The sequence below is a fragment of the Variovorax sp. CAN15 genome (assembly GCF_030462475.1).
Lineage (GTDB): Bacteria > Pseudomonadota > Gammaproteobacteria > Burkholderiales > Burkholderiaceae_C > Variovorax.
The window spans coordinates 1-17,364 of the sequence record NZ_JASMRZ010000101.1 but is presented as its reverse complement, the minus strand read 5'-3'; the positions used below and the strand labels follow the sequence as shown (position 1 = coordinate 17,364).

Below are 17,364 nucleotides of genomic sequence, written 5' to 3'. Positions count from 1 at the left end.
CACGGCGTGGGCCACCAACCAATACTGGCTGGGCGCGAGCGCCGCGCTCATCGACACATCCGATGGAACGCCGATCTGGCAAGGCTCCTGCTGGATCGGCCTGGAGCCTGACGACACGTCTCGCCAGGTGACGAACCAGCAACTCGTCAGCGAGGACGGCGAGTCCTTGCTTGCTTCGGTCGTCAGGGCTGCGACTCGGCAATGTGCCCAGGCCATGAACAAGGTCGTCGCTCCAGCGGCCCGTTGAACTGCTCGCGTCGTTGTACCCGCCGCACGTGTTCATCAGCGTGCCGACTGCAGCCCCGCCGAATCGCCGGCCTCGCGCCCGCCGATCCGGCGGCCCGGCATTTGCGATGTAGATGACCAGCTTGCAGCTGCTCTAGGAAGATATCTTGAGAACAGCTCTCGACTGGCAACAACTGTTGACCGGTGCTTGTCCGAACGATTTTCGAGCTCGCAGGGCTTGGCCCATCACTCGCGGCGGGCGACGGAAACGATCTGGGTCGCCCAAGATAGGCCTGCGGGGACGATGCAACGGGTTGCGTGACCCATAAAGGTCGCTTCGTCGGGCTGCTGGCTGGGAGTGTCCGCGGCACGTAGCGGTGGRCGTCTAAGCGATTCGGACAAATGCCGGGCCTTGTGTGAGTTCGGTTGGGTAACTGCCTCACCCGGTGTCTGCGGTGCATTCGGACAAATGCCGGGTTCTGGTGAGCGCCCACTCACTACTGCGCCTCATGGCAGCCTTATAGCTGCGAAAACGCTATTCGGACAAACTCCGGTGCCGGTGGGAACTCGCTAGTCGACGGGGATCTGGCCGTTTTCCGCGCCCCAAGCGACCCTGTTCGGACAAATGCCGGTGGTCGTTGTGATGGCACAACGGGAGCATTCGGACAAATTCCGGTGACCGCCAGACTTCGAGCGGAAACCCATTCGGACAAATGCCGGTGCAGGGCGTCTGAGCAGACCAGAACTATTCGGACAAATACCGGTGGAGGGCTAGCACCCCTATTCGGACAAACGCCGGTGTGGCTCCGCAGTGGGTTGCGAACTCTATTCGGACAAATTCCGGTGCCCCGCGCGTTGTGCCTCCCGGCATCCTTTCGGACAAATACCGGTGTCAGTGCGAAACTGACAAGTCGAGCTCCGGTTCATCGTCGTCTTCGTCGACGTCAGCACTTGCCTGAGTTCCAAAGTTGTCAATGTCCAGCTTGCCCTGCGGGTCGGGTCGAAAGCGAAACTCCAGACCGGTGACGCGGCGTGAACCTGCCCTGAGAGTGTTCCATTCGATCGTCATGGAGGCCTTCGTCTGGATCGCAAGCACAGCGGGCTCGATGACGCGCGTGCGTAGAGCCTTGAAGTCCTTCCGGCAGCTGGGAGGAGCTTCCATGACCTCCCAAAAGTCTTCGATCGCGGTTGTGTAGAAGCCTGTGCTCTGCCAGGACGTCAACACTTCGAACAAGCGCCACGCATAGACGCTGTCGAACGCTGCAGCATGGCGCAGCTTGTAGCTGGTGAACTGCTTGCGCAGTCCAAGCAAATGCGGAGCGATTTCAGGCGTGAAGTTGATTTCGACATAGCCCTCCCCCGGGAAGTAGTGCGCGCCAGACACCCAGCGGAATTTCTTCGTCTCGGGCTGATTGCGTTTCCCCTTGATCTCGTAGCGCACCTCGCGTTCAAATAGCTTGTTCGATGCGTCCTTGAGTTGTTCGTAGGCGGTGGTTGGGTGAACGCCGAATTGCTCCGCGTACTCCAGTGCGGACACCTTCATCTTCCATCCAGCATTCACTGCCAACGCCAAGCCCTTCATCGGGACCGAATCGGTTCCGGCGAGACACATGGCAATGAGGCGCTTCTCTGCCAGGTTCAGTCCCTGCGCAGATCGCGCCAGGCGATTGCTCATCGAGACGTGGCGGTCAGGAGCTTCTTCAGGCATGACCATGGAGTATTCGGCGGAGCGCTGCGGTTGGGTTGTCATTCGGACAAACTCCGGTTTAGTCGGACAAGAGGGGTGACGTGTCCGACTATTAGACCATTCGGACATCGATGGTGCAATGTCCGAATAGAAAATTTTCGGTGCTAGCCCTGCTCTTTGGGTGCTAGCACCGGTATTTGTCCGAATACGGGGGGCTGCGGCCTGTGGATATCGACCGGCGGACGTCCGACTCCCCCGGAAAAGTGTCCGAATGTCACCGGCCGGCGTCCGAATAGGGTGCGAGTTATCCACAAGAACAATCGAGCATCCATGCGGGTTTGCGACCGGTTTTGTTACAAATCGCCTGGACACAAGAAACAGAAGAAAAGATTTAAGAAACCACGCATGTGCGCGAAGAACAACGCGTGGGTGAATCAGCACCGCCTCTTGGGGGCTCCGCCCCCGCCGGCTCCTCCGGCCTACGGCCTCCGCCCGCGCTACGCGCTCCCCACCCGGCATCCCCCAGGGGCTGCGCCCCTCGCGCTGCGCGCTCACCTGCTGAACAGCAGCGCCTACGGCGCTGTGCACACCGAAGAAGACCAGGCAAGCCTGTCGCCGCACGCGGCGAGCTTCAAAGTCACCGAGAGCACGCAGCGTCACCACTCTGTACGCCACGCCAGCGACAAGGCCGACAGGTTTACTCCAAGAGGGGGCAGCACTCGAAGCCGGCGACACGCAAGACGAAATCTGCTTGACCGGGAGCCAATGTTTAGCTAAACTATTGGGTATGGCCGGGCACTTCGCCCAGGTCGAAACCGGAGCATTTCATGCACGAAGCCAATACCCAAGTCACGTCCAGCGTTGTCCCAGAGTCCTTGCGACTCACCATCTTTCCGAGGTTCATCGGAACCGAGCACATGCTTCACTTTGAAGCCCTCGTGTACGGCTGGATGCGCCGACTCAGCGAAGATTACACGGGCGGGCACTGGAATTTCTACACGCTCAGCAATGGCGGCTTCTACATGGCGCCGGCCGCGAGCGCCGATCTTCGAATCCTCGTTGAGGGCAATTGCTTCGATGGCAAGTTGTCGCCCGACGCCGCCGGGCTCGTCGCATGCCTGTTCGCACTGAACCAGCTGGCCTGCGAAACGCAGCTCACCAAGCTCGTGGATCTCTACCACCAGGTGCGCGACTTCTCCCTCGATCACGCGCAAGCAGCCCTGATCTGCCGCGCGATCGACTGATTTGCGGTGCCCCGCTTGCCGGGGCACTCATCACCTTCTGGGGGAAGTCCAATGAACGAAATGAATTCGACGCGAGAGCTTCGAGCGCACGAACCGCTTTCGGAGAACCTGACGAGTGAGGGAGAGTTCTCGGCGCTGTCAGCGCGTTTGCCTGACGACTTCAATGCGTTGATGGCTCTCGCTCGCAGCGCTGTTGACCTCTGCGACGTTGCAGTCATCGCTGGAGACGAGGGCGAGTTGACGAAGGCGGCATCGATTTACGCCGCCGTCGTGTCGAAGTTCGCCGGAAAGGGAGGGATTGAACAGGTCTCGCCCTCGAGCGTGGGAGCGGCGCGACTGGTCGAGCGACATTGCCAGGCGGAGCCGGGCACGGTGCCGCGCTGGGGGGAAAAAGGCGAATTCGTGATCGAGGTTGACGGCATCCGCTGCCTGGTGAGCAGCAGGCCCGGAAAGCGGCTGCTTCTGGACTGGTGTTTCGAGTTTCGCGCGATAGACGTCGACACGCAGTTCATTTCGGGTACGGGCTACTGCTTTGAAACGATCAGTCCAATGAGCGGCATGCCTGTCGACCGCGTGGCATCGTCAACCTTTTCCAGATTGCTTGAATCAGGTCGGACGTACCTCCATCGCGAGCATCACGGCCTCGTGGCCAGCCAGACGCTACCTGCCTGGGTGCTCGCTCTCCGGCCGGCGCCGAGACGAGATGTGACGGAAGCGCCTGCACGGGGCCAGGAATATCAGCGCGATATTCCGAAGGGTTTCGTGCACGTAGATGTGATGCTTCCGTCCTATCAAGCGTTCATCGTGCGCAAGTGGGCCAAGGCCGCTCGTGCCCAGGTAGCCGCGGCACGGGCTGCGGAGAAGGAAGCGCGTCGTGGGCGCTACTCGATGGAGACCATCTTCAAGCCCGAACAGCGATGCGAGATCGTCTTCGAGCCGCGCGAGGCATTGAAGAATCGGCTGGGAAAGGTTGTCATCATTACGAGTGTGTGTGATGCCACCGGCACCGTGTGGGCACACGACGACAAAGAGGTGACCTACCGGAGGAACAGGAAAGGAAGAAAGATCGCGTACCTGGACCCGCGATGCATTGAAACCGCCTATTCGATGGAGGCACTTCGGCCACTCACTTAAAGGGAACCCGTGACCGAGAAACTAAATTCGCTGAGGCCTGAATGCCTTCTCCCCGCTGATGCTGGATGGCAGGCACCGACTCCAGAAGAAATTCGGGGTGTTCTGGCCCTGACTGAAATGTCCGGCGGGCAGGTGGCGAGATTTCTTGGCTTGGGTGAGAAAGGCGGGCGAGCGGTCCGGAGGTGGGTGGGCGGTGAGGCGGACATCCCCTTCTCTGCATGGGCACTACTGTGTGAAAAAGCAGGCTACGGTTTGATTTGGCACGACCCCGACAGCCCGCCCGATGCAATTTAGCCGCTAAATTTATCGCCCGCTACACCAAGAGTTTAGTTAAACTTGTAGATATGGCCAGGCACGTTGCCACGGTCGAAACCGGAGAAATCTGATGATGGAATGGGTAGAACGCTTGCCCGAGGTAGGCACCCCGCTTTTGAGACGCGTTGAGCGCATCGCCGCTGTGTTGGTTGAAGCGAATGACCTGCAGAAAAAAGCCGTCGAGCTTCAGCAGGTTGCGTACCTCGAATGCCTTCAACTGGAGCGAGACGTCGCGGTGAAGTGGAGCCGGAGGAAATCAACAGGGCCCGCGCAGCGGCAGTCCCGTCGTAGGTGAAGCGGCCCCGGCAAGGCCGGGGCGCTTGACCTTGCCGCTGTTACAGCAAGGTCCAAACCAGAGTGCGGCTTGCTGCGGTATTCCWACATTGGACAGCTAAGAGGTCAAGCATGACGAATGTGATCAAGTTTCCTGGGCGTTCGCGCCCCCCTCCAGTCGCCGTCGCACCGACGGTGTCGAGGCATGATGACGCCATGAAAAATGCAGTGGCGCGTGTAGTCGGGGGGATTCAGTTGGTGTTGGCTCTGCTCTGGCCACTATTGCGATGGGTCCTTGCGATCGACGTCGCATGGCAGTTTTTCCGCATGCTCTACCTCTGGAAGGCGCCCGATGCATACGCGGGCTGGACGTTCGCGCTTCACTTCGTCGTTTTCGTCGCCCTCCTTCTCTTTGTTTCTTCCTACAAGCCGCGTCGTTTGTGACGCTTTCCACTTCGTTAAATCGTTGATTTAATCGATTTAGCGGCTAAATTTGTTGACTCGCTGACCGCGTTTAGCTAAACTATAGGCTTGTCGGCGGCTGTTACCGCCTTGTTCAACTCAGAGTGCGGAGAAATAGATGGGTGATGGCAATGAACGCAAAGCGGCTCTCGGAGGAAGAGTTCCTTCGGGCAATCGTGGGCCTGTCGCTCGCGCCAAAGACGGTGGAGATGGTGCGGGCGGTACTGGTCGACGGGAAAAAACAGTCGGAAGTAGCGACGGCACACGGTCTCACGAAGGGCGCAGTGTCCCAAGCAGTGACAAAAGTGTGGGACGCAAGCCAGATCCCTCCGGGCTTCGAGCGCGTGGAGGCAGTGCTTCCGGCAGTGCAGGCATTTCAGGTCAAGCAGTGGGCCAAGGCGGCCGAAAGAAAGCTCAACCAATGAAAACTCTCGTCACCGCTATTCAGAAGGGCGGTCAAGGCAAGACCTTCGTGACTTGCCATCTTGCTTTCGACGCCTACGAGCGTGAGCTTCGCACCGTGGTGCTGGACCTGGACCTCCAGGGGAACGCCTCCACGACCCTCGGCAAATTCAACTGCGGCTTCACTGCGAGTGGGCTCTTCAAGGGAGACACCAAAGGATTGCTGAAAGCAGTGAAAGAGCATTCGCAGGGTGGGCTGTCCTTGATCTCTGCAGATGCCGCCTTGGCAAATATTGACAGCTCAATGGAACTGGCAAAAGCGGCGACAGCGTTGCGCGAGTGCATTGCAGTCCTCAGCGAGTACTACGACTTGTGCTTGATCGACACCGCCCCGGCGTTGGGCAAGGCTATGTCGGCCGCGGTCCTGGCTTCCGACTACATGCTCTCGCCCATCGAACTGGAGGCGTACAGCCTCCAGGGGATGAAGTTGATGAATGCGCAGATCGACAACCTGCGGAAGTACAACACGAAGCTCAAATTTTTGGGCATGGTGCCGAATAAGGTAGACGCCCGGAAGCCGCGGCACGTCGCCAACCTGGCTGCGCTGCGCGCGGCCTATCCAGACAAAGTGATGCCTGTCAGCGTCGGCTTGCGCGACAGCATCGCGGAGGCGCTGGGCACGAATATTCCGGTGTGGGAAATCAAGAAGACGGCCGCCCGGGTGGCCACGAAGGAAGTGCGAGCTCTCGCACAGCACGTGTTTAAGAAGATGGAGATTGCAGAATGAGTGCCGCTACAAAGAACAAGGCTGCGAAGCCGGCAGCAGAGGCTCCGAAATCCAGCGGCCTGGGGCTGGAGGGCTTGGGCGATCTTTCGAGCCTGCTCAGCGACAAGGCGCCGGCCGACCTGGGCGAGGCGATCGAACTGGAGTTGGCGCTGATCGATGAAGATCCGAACCAGCCGCGCCAGCACTTCGCCGAGGCGGAGATGGCCGAGCTGACGGCTTCTATCGACGCGCACGGCGTTCTTCTGCCAATTTCCGTGCATGCGAATCCCAATGTTCCGGGCCGCTACATCATCAACGAGGGTGCGCGCCGCGTACGTGCTTCCCTGCGGCTGAACAAAGCGACGATCAAGGCGAACATCACTGAACCTTTCACGGTGATCCAGCAGCTGGTGGTGAATCAGGAGCGCGCCGACACTCCGGCGAAGGACAAGGCCGAGGCGTATCAACGCTACATGAAAGAGCACGACCTGAACCAAAAGGAATTCGCAAAGGCGGCGAACCTGTCTGAAGCCTACGTTGCGATGCACCTGGGCCTGCTCAAGATGGCTGCGCCGATTGCCGAGGCCTTCGACTCCGGCCGCGTGGCAGACGTGACGCTGGTGGCCGAGCTGGGCCGTGTTTTCAAAAAGAGCCCGGAAGCGGTGAAGGAATGGCTAGCCGTCGAGGATCAAGAGATCACGCGCGGTTCCGTGCGCCTGCTTCGCGACTTCATTGAAAACAAGGGCGGCAACGGCGCTGGTGGTTCCGACGACGAAGACGACAGCGCCGGCGGCGGCGATGCTCCTGGCAAAGGTTCGAAGGAGCCCTCGTCGAAGGACGGCGCAAAGGCGCCCAAAAGCGATCCCTCCAAGATCAAGAAGGCGTTCATCGTCGGAACCTATCAAGATCGTTCCGCCCGCCTCATCACTGGCAAGCGGTGGTCCGCCGATGGCTTGGCCTGGATCAAATTCGACGACGATGGCCAAGAAGTGGAAATCGACATCGGCGAGTTCAAGCTGAACCGCCTGATTGAGGGCTGAAAAACCGGGGGGGTGCGACCACTTCCCCGTCTTTGCGTTGAAGGCGAGCCCGTCTCGCCATGCCGAACCACTCCGTCACGACTTTGAGATTCAAGGCCAGGAGAGGAAATTTAGCCGCTAAATTCTGCGGCCAATCCACCACCAAGCGAAACGATCACCCCGGAGCAAGCTGAAGCGAAATGGAAGATCTACTAAGTACGCGAGGCTCGTTTTTTTCGAGCCTTGAAGCGGCCGGAATCGCCAATCCTCTTGGCGCGGAGCGTCGGCCGCTCCAAGTTTATGGGGCCTGCTGGTGCGGCTCTGAAAAGAAATGGAAGTGGTGCCACGCGATTAGAGAACGCCAACAGCCTGTCCCCTTTGGGGCCGCTGACAATCGACATAGAGCGTTCTTCATGGAAGGGCCTTGCCTGCATCCGTCTTCAGGCCCCGAAACTTGCTCAAGCGCCGGGGCGATTAGCTCGCATACCGTGCAGCGCGGCGGCGGACTTTCGGCCATTGCCGAGCAAGGGCACGTGTATTCTGCAAAGCGAGCCTTTAGCGACCTCCACAAACGAGAGGGTCAATACGACATGGCAAAGGTCGGGCTGGCCGCCGCATCAACCTTTCCTGGCTTTTGCAATTTTCACGACACGAAGTTGTTTCTCCCGGCGGAGTCGCCTACCTCTGCATTGGATCTTGAAAACGCCTTCCTGTTATCTTTTCGTGCTGTGACCTATGAGGTCGCATCGAAGGCCGCGCAGTTGGCGGCCCATGTGGATAGCCGCGAGTTCATCGACAACGGCGCATCTTTCGAGCGTCAGCGCGAAGTTCAGAACTATTATTTTCTCCAGCAAAAAGGGATGGAGAAAGCCATGGACGACGTGGAGGCTCTCAAAAGTCGCTACGACGAGGCTTTTCTATCTCAGACGTTTGCTGAGTTCAGGACATTCGCGGTTCGCTTCGACGGCGTCTTGCCTTTTGCCGCAGCTGGCGCGTTCATGCCGGAATTTGATTTTGCAGGTAACAAACTTCAGGTCTTGGGAGTCGGCAGAGTGGCGGACGTGATCGCCTTGAACATCACGACTCTTGGGGGGACGACGTGTGCGGTGTTTGGCTGGTTCGGCGGCGCGGACACCCGTGCTGGAAAATTCGTCCAGTCGCTTAAAAAGCTACCTCATGAGCAGTACTCGAATGCCATATTGAACGTCGGATTGGAGTACCTTGAGAACTTCTTCTGCACGCCGAGCTGGTGGCAAGGTCTGCCGCCGCTGGTACGCACACGACTCCTGGAGCGAATGGTCGGAGGGTTCGCGCCTCGTGATCCGAACGCACTGGCGGGGACTGACACCGCCGTGTCGTCACCCGTTACCGCGGTGCTGGAGGCCTGAAATACCCGGCGATGCGATTTAGCGGCTAAATTTGCGGCCGACTAAGCTTTTTGCTTGGGGTTTGCCCAAGCATCAACCTAGAACGGTGGTCGCTTAGCTGCGGAACGCCAGTGAACTTTAGCGGCTAGAACTCCGGGCCGTCCTTTGTTGCAACGCTGGCGCCATCAGACATTCGCGCCGCGCGCCGTTGAACCTTCGCAAACTTAGATTTCTCGCCACTGAATCCGCGCGATGTGTGCCGCTCCCGATCTGGGCTCGCGACCGGCTGCTTTGGGTGAGGTCCAATGTCTCAAATGGGCCCACTGCGGTCTTTCGATCTGCCCGAAAGCGGACATTTCTCTGAAGGCGCTACTCCTCGGAGTAGCGAAACACACCCAAAAATATTGGGTCAGCGGCGACTGGCCTGTTCACCTTTTCTGGCGCATACGCAAAATCGAACTGGACAGTTACCCAGCGCGCTTCTGAAAGTTTTCGACGTTTTGCCGTTCTCACTGCAGCGTCTATGAAGCTGACAGAGTACGAAATCTCTTTCAGCAGGCGCTCCACCTTTGTCAGCTCGAACGAAAAGCAGTTCGCTTCTTGGTCGTCCAATCTGTAGTAGCCGACTCCGCAGAGATCTTGCAGCACATCGTTCGATCCATTGGCGTGTTGTGAGTAGCCGAGCCAGATAGAAACCTCACCGGGGCTTTCGAAGCCTTGTGTGTAAAAGTCTTCGTCTTCCGAATAGTCGCGGCGTGCCATGAGGATGCGAGGAGTTGAAGAAGTATGAGCGAATGCCTGAAGCTGGCCGACTGTAGCCGGTCCTGCCCGCCGAGAACGGGCCCTGAAGAGACATTCGATGCGCTCCGAAGCGGGCGTTCGCCGCCGGTCTTGGAGCGCGAAATCACTCCCCTATGCGCGTCGGGAACAACTCGGGACCGATAGTTTGAAGCCCGACCAACCCGGTTTTCACGAGCGCGTCGGCGAGTTCATCACTGACAGCAAAGCGCCCAATCTCGGTCAAATAGGCAAGCGGCGCGTCACCAATCGCCCCTTCCTTGAGCACAAGCTCTTCAATGTCCTCTGCCATGCCGAATTCCTCGTCGTAGAACCCGATGACTGAGTGCTCGCGGTCGATGGCGCACTTCAAAATTCTCTGGACGTTGAGCGCAAAGTAGCGCCCTACAAGCCGCTCCGAGCCATACCGTACTTGAAGTGGCAGGTACTCGCACTCGCATTCAAACTCCCTCAATACGTTCACGAGCCGAGCGGAGGCAATCCGGAATGGGACTGTGAGCATGAAGTCAGTGAGGCCGCGGGGCCGCTCACGGTCGTCTTCGATGTCAACTCGAATCACCGGCCACGTTGCCGCGTAGGATTTGCCCATGTTCAAGTGGAACCTCTCGTGGCTGTCCCACAGCCGATGAAGGTCCGAAAGATTTGGAGAGGCAATCGGCGCAGGCGTGTCTCTAGAAAGGTCGAAGCTGAGAAGTTTCATGATGTGCTCTGCGAAACGATACAGCACTCAGACGCATGCGGCCAAAAGGTCTTCAGCGGGCTGGCACGAACTTCCGCTCCTGGCCGACTGTAGCCGCACATCGGGTCGGCGCCATTTACTGTGCTCGCTTGGTCGCGATGTCCGGGAAGTTCCATCCGGAGCGCGCCAACTGGTCATCCCAGTCGACTTTTTCGTATGAATAGCTGGCTTCAAAGGAGCCGCTTCGCGTAACGCGGTAACGGCAGGCCGAGAATGCTTGCGTCGCCCGATCGGGAAGACTATCCCTTAAGGCCCGAAATAATCCATCTACGACATGCGGGAGCAAAATTGCAACCTCTTCGAGGCGCCCGTCCCTTTGGAGCGAATAGCTCGCCGCAATTTCGCTTTGGGTTTCGTCTACGCTGTAGTCAACAATCAGCTCGACCCACTCCGGCTCCAGAAGTGGCGAGACGGCATCAAAGATCGCCTGGGGAATGCGCGCTGGATCGTTCATGAAGAACCTGTAATTTGTGAGAGCGTCAGCTTCCGGACAATTTCAGGTCAGTCCGTGAGCGACCGGTATTGGCCATGAATGGCCCTAGGGACGGACCCTCAAAGAGGAAAAAAATACTCGGCTGTCGGCGGCAAGGTCATCACACTCGGCGAGCGGAGCCTCGACGATCATCGCGATCTGGGTCGGCTCGACCAGCACATATCGCATGAAACTGCAGGAGTTCTCATTGCGAGCTTCGATGTCCAATACCCGGTACCCATCAAAGGTGCTCTCTCGCTTGCTGCGAATGCCCGGCATTCCAAGAGCTTGAACGTTGAGTTCGAAGCGCTGGCGAGCAGCGCCATCGCCCGCCTTGTAGCTCACCTGACTCGCCATGAACTTGCGCTTGTCCTGCCGCAAGCACCCGAGCATGAATGTCTTTGCCACCGGGCCATCTTGTTCTCGAGTGTCCATAGTGAAATCGTTGAACTGGCAGGGCAATCTGACTGTGAATTTTCCGTCAGTTGAGACTGCCGTAGTCCATCCGTGCGAGTCTAGAGTTCCCGCGCTCTTTCGATGGAAGCGGACCCAGTCGGGTGGCTGCTGCGCGGTGGCAAGGCCAGCAATTGCCAACACCAACGTGACTAGTATTTGACGTGGAACCACAGAGGCCTCTTTGCGCGGGGAGATGAAGGGTCGTGGGGAAGGTCCGGTCTTGGCCGAACGCGGGCTTCGTCAAGCGGTAGCTGAAGCCTCGCCAAAGAAAAAGCGCAGAAACTCCACGAACGAAGGGTAGCGAGCGTCGAGCTGACCATTTTTGAGCAGGGTGTCGCCGCCTTCGAAGTCCACTTCGAAGACCTGTTCGGTCGCGATGTAATAGGCCATCACCCCACCCCCGAGAAAGTTGGTGAGCACTAGGTATCGGTCGGGCCACCCAAAGCGACTACGAACCAGCGACGTCGATGATTCGACGGAATGCTGCCCCTTCTCTCCAACCAGGGCGAGCAACTCGAAGCCGGTGTTTGGGCTGGCATAGGAGCCGCCATACCGAAGGAAGAAGGAACCCAGCTGGGAATCTCTGGGGATGCCGAGGCGGTCAAGGCCGGTCGCCGCCTCATCGACGGCCGACCTACGAAACGCATGGCTGATCAGCGAAGGGACGTCGATTTGCATGTGCTTTTCGAGTTGTTCCTGAGTGTCCGGTGTTGGCCGATGGCGGCCATGCCGCCCCGCCGCAGTGACGAACGCCAGCTGACGCCGCAATTTAGCCGCTAAATTCCAAAGTTAGTGAGTCAAAACCACAGGAATTCCATCCTTAGTGAAACAGCGGTTCCATCCTCAATGATTGATCCGCCCGTAAGTCGTTGACTCCAAAGGGATGAGGATTCCGCGGCCCGTGAATCTCGACAGATGACTCCAAAGGGATGAGACCGCGCCACGTGAATCTCGGCAGGATCGGTTCGACCTTCTTCTCCAAGTCGCGTGTGCAGTTACCGGATCGGTCGATGACGCTGCTCCCTACCCCGTTTATCTGATGACAATCTGGACAACTTGGATCAGGCTGTCCGCACCGACTATTGGAGACGCCCATTTCACCAGCTGCAAGATCCCTCATGGCGCTGTCATTTGTCTATACACACCCATCAGATTCCTGGCTGCGCGGTTGACGAAGATTTAGCGGTTGCGGTCGAGCTGGCGGATTCGATGGCAGCCAAGGGAGGCCAAGGGATCAATGTGCCGACGTTCGGCGGAGATGCGCGGGTATTGGCGTGGCGTTCAGCAGCATGGAAATAGGCAAGTCGGCAAGCTCCATGGGCCCGCTCAGCGGGCGCTGTCTGCGACACGCTGCGATCACCGTTCATGAAGGCAATTCCTGAAACTCAACAAGTCGGACGGAGGGAAACATGCTGCTTTATCGGCCTCTCTTTGTGTGCACGTTGTTACTCCTCGCGGGCTGCAATGGAGAAGCGCCGGCCCTGACTTGCCGAACGCCATGTGCGTCGTCTAACGAGTATCGCGACCTGTTTTGCGTCTGCCGGGTGGAGCCCCCGCCAGGACAAAAAACGCAGTGGCCAGAGACAACCCGCGGCCCCGATCCGCTCCCCGCTTTCGATTGGAGTTGGCAGGAAGCGGATGGCTGTGCGCTCAATCGGCACTATTGGCTCATCAATCCGAGCTTCAGGCGCCTGTCGATCACCGTCACCTGGAAAGTACAGGGCTCTGATGACCGCGAGAGGCGCGAATACACGCTTCCCGCGCGCGTCACCAACCGCAATGACGGCGTTGATCTGGGTTACGAGGAAGAGCAGAGCAATTCGGGTGGTCTGTGCTTCGACAAGGATTTTATGCTCGGCGGGTATCGAGAGCCTCAGCACGCATCCGTTCAGGAGAGCGCCTTCGCCGCCCTGGACGTGACCGCCGATGCGATGCGCGCGAAGCATCGAACGACCGTAGCCCAGATGCAATCGGTCGTGGTCGCGAGCCTAGACAACAACGGCTTGGCGCTGCCATTGACGAACGACATCCAAATTCATCCCGACGCGCCCGTACTGAAGGAGATGAAGAAGATCGAGATGGTCGACTGCGTGTCCATCTGCGACAGCGCGGATTCCATGCGATGCGCGATGCGCGGTTTTCCGCCGGACCAGGACAAGCTCAAGCAGACGCGTGATCGGCTGCGTCAGCCCAGCGGCACCGGCGCCTACGATCCCGCGGAAATCTACAGCATTTTTGGTCTTCAGAAGCAGTCGTGCGTTCGCAGTGACGTGACCGTTGTGCGAGACAAAGTGTTCAACACCGGCGCCTACTGCGCCTTCCCCTCCTTTTTGCACGATACAGATGTTCGGCCGTTTTTTGCGCTTCATTTCCCCGAAAACGTGCGAGGAGTGCAGGTTAAAAAGAACGACAGCACGGCAGGCATGGTCTTCAACGCCGGCACGGGCATGCCGAATCTGCTGTTTGCCAACCCGGACTACAACTCAAACTTTGGCGGGAGCCTTTTAACCGCCATGGCGTCTGACAAGGGCGTGTATTACCAAACAGGCACCGCTTGCATCTTCGCGGGGGTCAAATGAAGCCAGCTGTGGCTGCCGCTACCCTCCTTAGCGCCGCTCTCGGCGGGATCGTCCACGCGGGAGACGCACCGCGCAAGAGCGTCAGCCCTGTGAAAAAAGTGCAGGCCACGCAAGCGCTTCGTAGTGCGTTCCAAGCGCCGGCGCCGAAGAAGGCGTGCGATCTGTCCGAAATCAACACAGGCCCGATCACGATCGATAAGGCGGGCCCCTTGGATCTGATGTTTCTTAATGAGCGCTTGCGATTTATCGAGTCGCCGGCCAACAAGGCCACGGGCGAGGCGGCAGGCGTGATCATTTACGAGAAAATGGACATCGGGTTCTTCAGGAATTGGTTACCGGAATCCGCCGCTGCCTTTGCAGCCAATTTGCGGGCGTCGTTGTCCGATAGTTGCACCAAATCGTTGGGCGCAACTACCGGCCGGGTTAGCTCGTATGCGCCTCCCGCCGTCGAAGTCACACAGAATGCGACCAGCCGGTTGTGCTCTTCTTTGGACCTACCGTGCGGACTACCTCAGACGACCTGCACTGGTGGGTCCTCAGGGTCGCTACCCTCGTGCAATTTCAGTGGATGTCATGGTGGCTCTCTTCCCGAGTTGCCTGTTTGCACTACGGTCCAACCCATGTGCCGGGCTGAGCAGACGCAAAACCTCTATAGCGGCACAGGACGTGCGCTATACCAGCTGGAGGTCTTCCATACGGGCGAAGCGCCAAACCAGAAGATCGACGTGAAGTACCGCATGACGTCTAATAATTTTGAAACGTCGCAAAGCGATCTGTTCAATCTGCTGGACGCGATCGGCTTGAAGCGACCGCTCTTCGATATTTTGGCGCCAAAGGTTGAGGCGGGTATCAACGACTATCTGAATTCGCAGCTCAATGTGCTGAGCGAGGGTGCCGTGTCCATCAACGTCCCGACGCCCGACTACATCTATCTGCCACATGTGCGGGAGGTCAAATGGAGCACCTCAACGCCCGCCCCGCACGGAGCGGCGCCCTTTTCGTTGCAGGTCGCCCGGGACTTGAAATTGCCGCGGCTGCTGGCCTGCGCTGTGGCCAAGTGTTTTCGCGATGCGAAGGCGGCGGGTGCGTCAGTCAACTCATGCTCGCTGGACTAGCTGAGCGCCGCCAAGCTGCCGCTCAACCGGCAAAATGCGGAGCTAAAACTTGGGTCTCCGGCAATCAGAGAACCCGACCCAAGCGCTGAGAGCCACTTTGTGATATGTTGATGCAATGGCTGTTGTTTTGACTAATCTCAAGCTCGTGGTGCCTGAAGCAGACGTTAAGACGCCAGCACCCCGTACGAGCGCCCAAGCGCCTGGCAAAAAAGCCAAGGCCGGGGTATTGCGCGGTCTGAAGAAGATTTCAGACGGAACGCACGCTGATCTTTTCAGCGGTAAGGCTGCGCACGCGGCCTTCGGTCAGATTCGGCGCGCTTAAGCGCCGTCAGCCACCATCGTGGCGACTTCGCGCACGCGCCCTTTTGATGACCAGATCCGGGCGCTGGGCGAAGACCCGGCGGACTGGGCAATCTATTTCCAAGAATGGACCGAGCTTTCTGACCAATACGACGATGAGTTCTTTGGAAAGGATTCAGCGTATGTACGGCCAGCGGTTGGTGGTAGGCCCTACGTCCTCCGTCACGTGCATCTGAAGCCTTTCGAACCCACTGCACTCAAGAAGTGGGAAAGCGAACATTGGCTGCGCACGCGCAAGTCCAGCAATCGCGTGCTGGTATATGCCTCTGATGGCAAAGGCAATCACCTTTTGATATTCATCTTGAACGAGCCGGACGCTCACGCTATCGCAAACATGAAAACCGCAGAAGACAGAGCCACGATGGAATCCTTCGCTGCGGTTGCAGAGGCCTTCATTTTCAATGGACAGGACATCACCCGGTGAATTCAGAGAACACGACCCCTGTTAGGCGTGCATCTTTGATGAGTCCGGTCCGCGAGTGAGGCAGCCGCCCGTGCAGAACGCGCCGAGTGGCCACGACGACTTAGGTTGCGGCGTCGAGGTCGCAATTTAGCCGCTAAATTCGAAGGCTACCTTTTCAGGCCCCGGCTGCCTCAAGGTACGACCAATAGCTGCACGGCTGCACGCGACCACTTGCAGACTGTCGCCGCCGTCCGGCGATCACATTCATTCCGCGGCGACTGCCATCGGCTTGGGAGGCACGGGCGGCGCAGCGGGAGCGTCGGTTCCTACTACGTGTAGTTCTTTTATCCGGTCCATGAGCCGACTGACCGTAATCACGTTCAATGCCTCAAGGTCCGCGGAAAGGTTTTTCCGGTGTTGCTCAGAGATATTGGGATCGTCTAGGGCCTCCGTAATCCGAAGCCGCACCGTCGTCACAAGCTTGTTTACCTCGCGTTCCCGCATCTTACTGGTCGCGTAGCGAGCTAGCCAAAGCCAAACCACGCTAAATGCGACGGACGCAGATGGAGCGGCCCAAAGCAGCCATGGCTTGAGCGCGTTGCCTTCGGGCAAACTCGAGGCCACCAAAGCTAGCAAAGTGCCGCCGCCCGCCCCCGCAAATCCCGCACTGACGGAAGGACTGGCGACCGGCAACTGATCGGGATTAGCCGCCATTCTTTGCCTCCTCTCCCCAGCGTCCGCTCGCTCGATTCGCCGCCAACTTTGCTTCGGCTATCAGTTTCTGCAACTGCTCCGCCTCGTTCTCTAACTCCCTGATGTGCCGCATCGCATCGTTTTCGAGCACCTCTGAATCTTTCGAGGCGGCGATGAGCTCCTTCATGAGTTCTGCTTCAGCAGCTGCTCGAACAATTTGAGTCGCCCGCCTCTCCGACTTCGAACTTACCCAATAGGAATATCCCGCAACTGCGAGGGATACCAGCGGGGTTAGAAGCTGAACTGCATCACCCCAGGTTTCGAAAATTGATGACATGGCTCCAGTCCGAGTAAGTTGACGGTGAACGCGTAGAGGCGAAATCTGGCGCAACGCGGGCTCGGGCTTCCACATCACGACCGTAGATTCAACGTCGCGTTCGGAATTTAGCCGCTATATTGCAAATGTAGAAGCGAAAACCGTCCGTGGCGAATACGCAGTCCTAGCTCGATAGTTGGTCGGCGCGTAGTTGTTCGACGCAAATGAACGGGCCACACCTACAGCGGCTCAACATGGACCTCGTCGCGAATGTGACCTTTACGTGTCGCGATCCGACAGGACGCCAAATCATCAATAGCTTGTCGCATAACAGCGTTTTGGCGATTGGCGGCTTTGGATCCTCGTTTGTAGGTCATCCACGACCCAAGACGGGTGATTTTCCTACACGGAGGTCCCATGCACTGGTAGGTTAAATCGCCTCCGCAGCCAGCCTCCTGGCGTTGCCGTCTAACAGCGGAACCGTCGCCGAACTCGCGCAGCGTCTGGTACTGGATGAAGAGCTTCTGGACGAGCTTGTG

At 58.4% G+C, this 17,364-nt stretch carries 21 protein-coding genes; 12 read left to right on the top strand and 9 right to left on the bottom strand.

Annotated elements, in window-relative coordinates; translation table 11 throughout:
* A partial coding sequence (locus QMO14_RS30300; protein WP_301511722.1) for a hypothetical protein occupies positions 1 to 247 on the top strand: 247 nt, incomplete at its 5' end.
* 870 nt (positions 248 to 1,117) lie between these two features.
* Here the strand turns inward: QMO14_RS30300 and QMO14_RS30295 are convergent.
* Positions 1,118 to 1,975 (bottom strand): replication initiation protein, encoded by an 858-nt coding sequence (locus QMO14_RS30295; RefSeq protein WP_301511720.1) that lies wholly within the window; start codon positions 1,973 to 1,975, stop codon positions 1,118 to 1,120.
* 764 nt (positions 1,976 to 2,739) lie between these two features.
* Here QMO14_RS30295 and QMO14_RS30290 point away from each other — a divergent pair.
* From QMO14_RS30290 to QMO14_RS30250, 8 genes are all read left to right on the top strand, one after another.
* Positions 2,740 to 3,156 (top strand): antirestriction protein, encoded by a 417-nt coding sequence (locus tag QMO14_RS30290; RefSeq protein WP_301511718.1) that lies wholly within the window; start codon positions 2,740 to 2,742, stop codon positions 3,154 to 3,156.
* A gap of 51 nt (positions 3,157 to 3,207) precedes the next feature.
* Positions 3,208 to 4,290 carry a hypothetical protein gene (locus QMO14_RS30285; protein WP_301511717.1) on the top strand — a complete coding sequence of 361 codons (1,083 nt, stop codon included), beginning with the start codon at positions 3,208 to 3,210 and terminating at the stop codon, positions 4,288 to 4,290.
* A gap of 388 nt (positions 4,291 to 4,678) precedes the next feature.
* A complete protein-coding gene (gene kleA / locus QMO14_RS30275; RefSeq protein WP_301511715.1) occupies positions 4,679 to 4,900 on the top strand; it encodes a stable inheritance protein KleA in 222 nt (73 codons plus the stop codon).
* Between the two features lie 110 nt (positions 4,901 to 5,010).
* Positions 5,011 to 5,322, top strand: a complete 312-nt coding sequence (gene kleE, locus QMO14_RS30270; protein WP_301511713.1) for a KleE stable inheritance protein — start codon at positions 5,011 to 5,013, stop codon at positions 5,320 to 5,322.
* A 143-nt stretch (positions 5,323 to 5,465) separates the two neighbouring features.
* Positions 5,466 to 5,765, top strand: a complete 300-nt coding sequence (locus QMO14_RS30265) for a TrfB-related DNA-binding protein (RefSeq protein ID WP_301511712.1) — start codon at positions 5,466 to 5,468, stop codon at positions 5,763 to 5,765.
* Positions 5,762 to 6,529: a ParA family protein gene (locus tag QMO14_RS30260; protein ID WP_301511710.1), complete on the top strand. Its 768-nt coding sequence runs from the start codon at positions 5,762 to 5,764 to the stop codon at positions 6,527 to 6,529. Before QMO14_RS30265 ends, QMO14_RS30260 begins: the two co-directional genes overlap by 4 nt.
* Entirely contained in the window at positions 6,526 to 7,548 is a 1,023-nt protein-coding gene (locus tag QMO14_RS30255) for a ParB/RepB/Spo0J family partition protein (protein WP_301511708.1), read from the top strand. Before QMO14_RS30260 ends, QMO14_RS30255 begins: the two co-directional genes overlap by 4 nt.
* Before the next feature lie 179 nt (positions 7,549 to 7,727).
* Positions 7,728 to 8,915, top strand: coding sequence for a hypothetical protein (locus tag QMO14_RS30250; RefSeq protein ID WP_301511706.1), 1,188 nt, complete (start codon positions 7,728 to 7,730; stop codon positions 8,913 to 8,915).
* A 348-nt stretch (positions 8,916 to 9,263) separates the two neighbouring features.
* On the opposite strand, the gene QMO14_RS30245 is transcribed toward QMO14_RS30250, so the two are convergent.
* From QMO14_RS30245 to QMO14_RS30225, 5 genes are all read right to left on the bottom strand, one after another.
* Positions 9,264 to 9,656, bottom strand: coding sequence for a hypothetical protein (locus QMO14_RS30245; RefSeq protein WP_301511704.1), 393 nt, complete (start codon positions 9,654 to 9,656; stop codon positions 9,264 to 9,266).
* Positions 9,657 to 9,798: 142 nt separating this feature from the next.
* Positions 9,799 to 10,392 (bottom strand): DUF1629 domain-containing protein, encoded by a 594-nt coding sequence (locus tag QMO14_RS30240; protein ID WP_301511702.1) that lies wholly within the window; start codon positions 10,390 to 10,392, stop codon positions 9,799 to 9,801.
* A 115-nt stretch (positions 10,393 to 10,507) separates the two neighbouring features.
* Positions 10,508 to 10,885: a hypothetical protein gene (locus QMO14_RS30235; RefSeq protein WP_301511700.1), complete on the bottom strand. Its 378-nt coding sequence runs from the start codon at positions 10,883 to 10,885 to the stop codon at positions 10,508 to 10,510.
* A gap of 84 nt (positions 10,886 to 10,969) precedes the next feature.
* Positions 10,970 to 11,311, bottom strand: a complete 342-nt coding sequence (locus QMO14_RS30230; protein ID WP_301511698.1) for a hypothetical protein — start codon at positions 11,309 to 11,311, stop codon at positions 10,970 to 10,972.
* A 288-nt stretch (positions 11,312 to 11,599) separates the two neighbouring features.
* Complete coding sequence (locus QMO14_RS30225; protein ID WP_301511697.1) at positions 11,600 to 12,037, bottom strand: hypothetical protein; 438 nt, start codon at positions 12,035 to 12,037, stop codon at positions 11,600 to 11,602.
* A 731-nt stretch (positions 12,038 to 12,768) separates the two neighbouring features.
* On the opposite strand from QMO14_RS30225, the gene QMO14_RS30220 reads away from it, so the two are divergent.
* The 3 genes from QMO14_RS30220 (at position 12,769) to QMO14_RS30210 (ending at position 15,837) form a co-directional block, all read left to right on the top strand.
* Complete coding sequence (locus QMO14_RS30220) at positions 12,769 to 13,938, top strand: hypothetical protein (protein ID WP_301511695.1); 1,170 nt, start codon at positions 12,769 to 12,771, stop codon at positions 13,936 to 13,938.
* Positions 13,939 to 13,946: 8 nt separating this feature from the next.
* Entirely contained in the window at positions 13,947 to 15,053 is a 1,107-nt protein-coding gene (locus QMO14_RS30215; protein ID WP_301511693.1) for a hypothetical protein, read from the top strand.
* A 340-nt stretch (positions 15,054 to 15,393) separates the two neighbouring features.
* Positions 15,394 to 15,837 (top strand): type II toxin-antitoxin system YafO family toxin, encoded by a 444-nt coding sequence (locus tag QMO14_RS30210; RefSeq protein ID WP_301511691.1) that lies wholly within the window; start codon positions 15,394 to 15,396, stop codon positions 15,835 to 15,837.
* Between the two features lie 243 nt (positions 15,838 to 16,080).
* Here the strand turns inward: QMO14_RS30210 and QMO14_RS30205 are convergent, their stop codons facing one another.
* The 3 genes from QMO14_RS30205 to QMO14_RS30195 form a co-directional block, all read right to left on the bottom strand.
* Entirely contained in the window at positions 16,081 to 16,530 is a 450-nt protein-coding gene (locus tag QMO14_RS30205; protein ID WP_301511690.1) for a hypothetical protein, read from the bottom strand.
* Entirely contained in the window at positions 16,520 to 16,846 is a 327-nt protein-coding gene (locus tag QMO14_RS30200) for a hypothetical protein (RefSeq protein WP_301511689.1), read from the bottom strand. Before QMO14_RS30200 ends, QMO14_RS30205 begins: the two co-directional genes overlap by 11 nt.
* 218 nt (positions 16,847 to 17,064) lie before the next feature.
* The coding region (locus QMO14_RS30195; protein ID WP_301511688.1) for a hypothetical protein at positions 17,065 to 17,364 on the bottom strand (300 nt) is incomplete at its 5' end.

Excerpts from the sequence above, each read along its gene's own strand:
- QMO14_RS30295 (WP_301511720.1), bottom strand. The coding sequence starts at position 1,975 with ATGACAACCCAACCGCAGCGCTCCGCCGAATACTCCATGGTCATGCCT.
- QMO14_RS30290 (WP_301511718.1), top strand. The coding sequence starts at position 2,740 with ATGCACGAAGCCAATACCCAAGTCACGTCCAGCGTTGTCCCAGAGTCC.
- QMO14_RS30285 (WP_301511717.1), top strand. The coding sequence starts at position 3,208 with ATGAACGAAATGAATTCGACGCGAGAGCTTCGAGCGCACGAACCGCTT.
- kleA (WP_301511715.1), top strand. The coding sequence starts at position 4,679 with ATGGAATGGGTAGAACGCTTGCCCGAGGTAGGCACCCCGCTTTTGAGA.
- kleE (WP_301511713.1), top strand. The coding sequence starts at position 5,011 with ATGACGAATGTGATCAAGTTTCCTGGGCGTTCGCGCCCCCCTCCAGTC.
- QMO14_RS30265 (WP_301511712.1), top strand. The coding sequence starts at position 5,466 with ATGGCAATGAACGCAAAGCGGCTCTCGGAGGAAGAGTTCCTTCGGGCA.
- QMO14_RS30260 (WP_301511710.1), top strand. The coding sequence starts at position 5,762 with ATGAAAACTCTCGTCACCGCTATTCAGAAGGGCGGTCAAGGCAAGACC.
- QMO14_RS30255 (WP_301511708.1), top strand. The coding sequence starts at position 6,526 with ATGAGTGCCGCTACAAAGAACAAGGCTGCGAAGCCGGCAGCAGAGGCT.
- QMO14_RS30250 (WP_301511706.1), top strand. The coding sequence starts at position 7,728 with ATGGAAGATCTACTAAGTACGCGAGGCTCGTTTTTTTCGAGCCTTGAA.
- QMO14_RS30245 (WP_301511704.1), bottom strand. The coding sequence starts at position 9,656 with ATGGCACGCCGCGACTATTCGGAAGACGAAGACTTTTACACACAAGGC.
- QMO14_RS30240 (WP_301511702.1), bottom strand. The coding sequence starts at position 10,392 with ATGAAACTTCTCAGCTTCGACCTTTCTAGAGACACGCCTGCGCCGATT.
- QMO14_RS30235 (WP_301511700.1), bottom strand. The coding sequence starts at position 10,885 with ATGAACGATCCAGCGCGCATTCCCCAGGCGATCTTTGATGCCGTCTCG.
- QMO14_RS30225 (WP_301511697.1), bottom strand. The coding sequence starts at position 12,037 with ATGCAAATCGACGTCCCTTCGCTGATCAGCCATGCGTTTCGTAGGTCG.
- QMO14_RS30220 (WP_301511695.1), top strand. The coding sequence starts at position 12,769 with ATGCTGCTTTATCGGCCTCTCTTTGTGTGCACGTTGTTACTCCTCGCG.
- QMO14_RS30205 (WP_301511690.1), bottom strand. The coding sequence starts at position 16,530 with ATGGCGGCTAATCCCGATCAGTTGCCGGTCGCCAGTCCTTCCGTCAGT.
- QMO14_RS30200 (WP_301511689.1), bottom strand. The coding sequence starts at position 16,846 with ATGTCATCAATTTTCGAAACCTGGGGTGATGCAGTTCAGCTTCTAACC.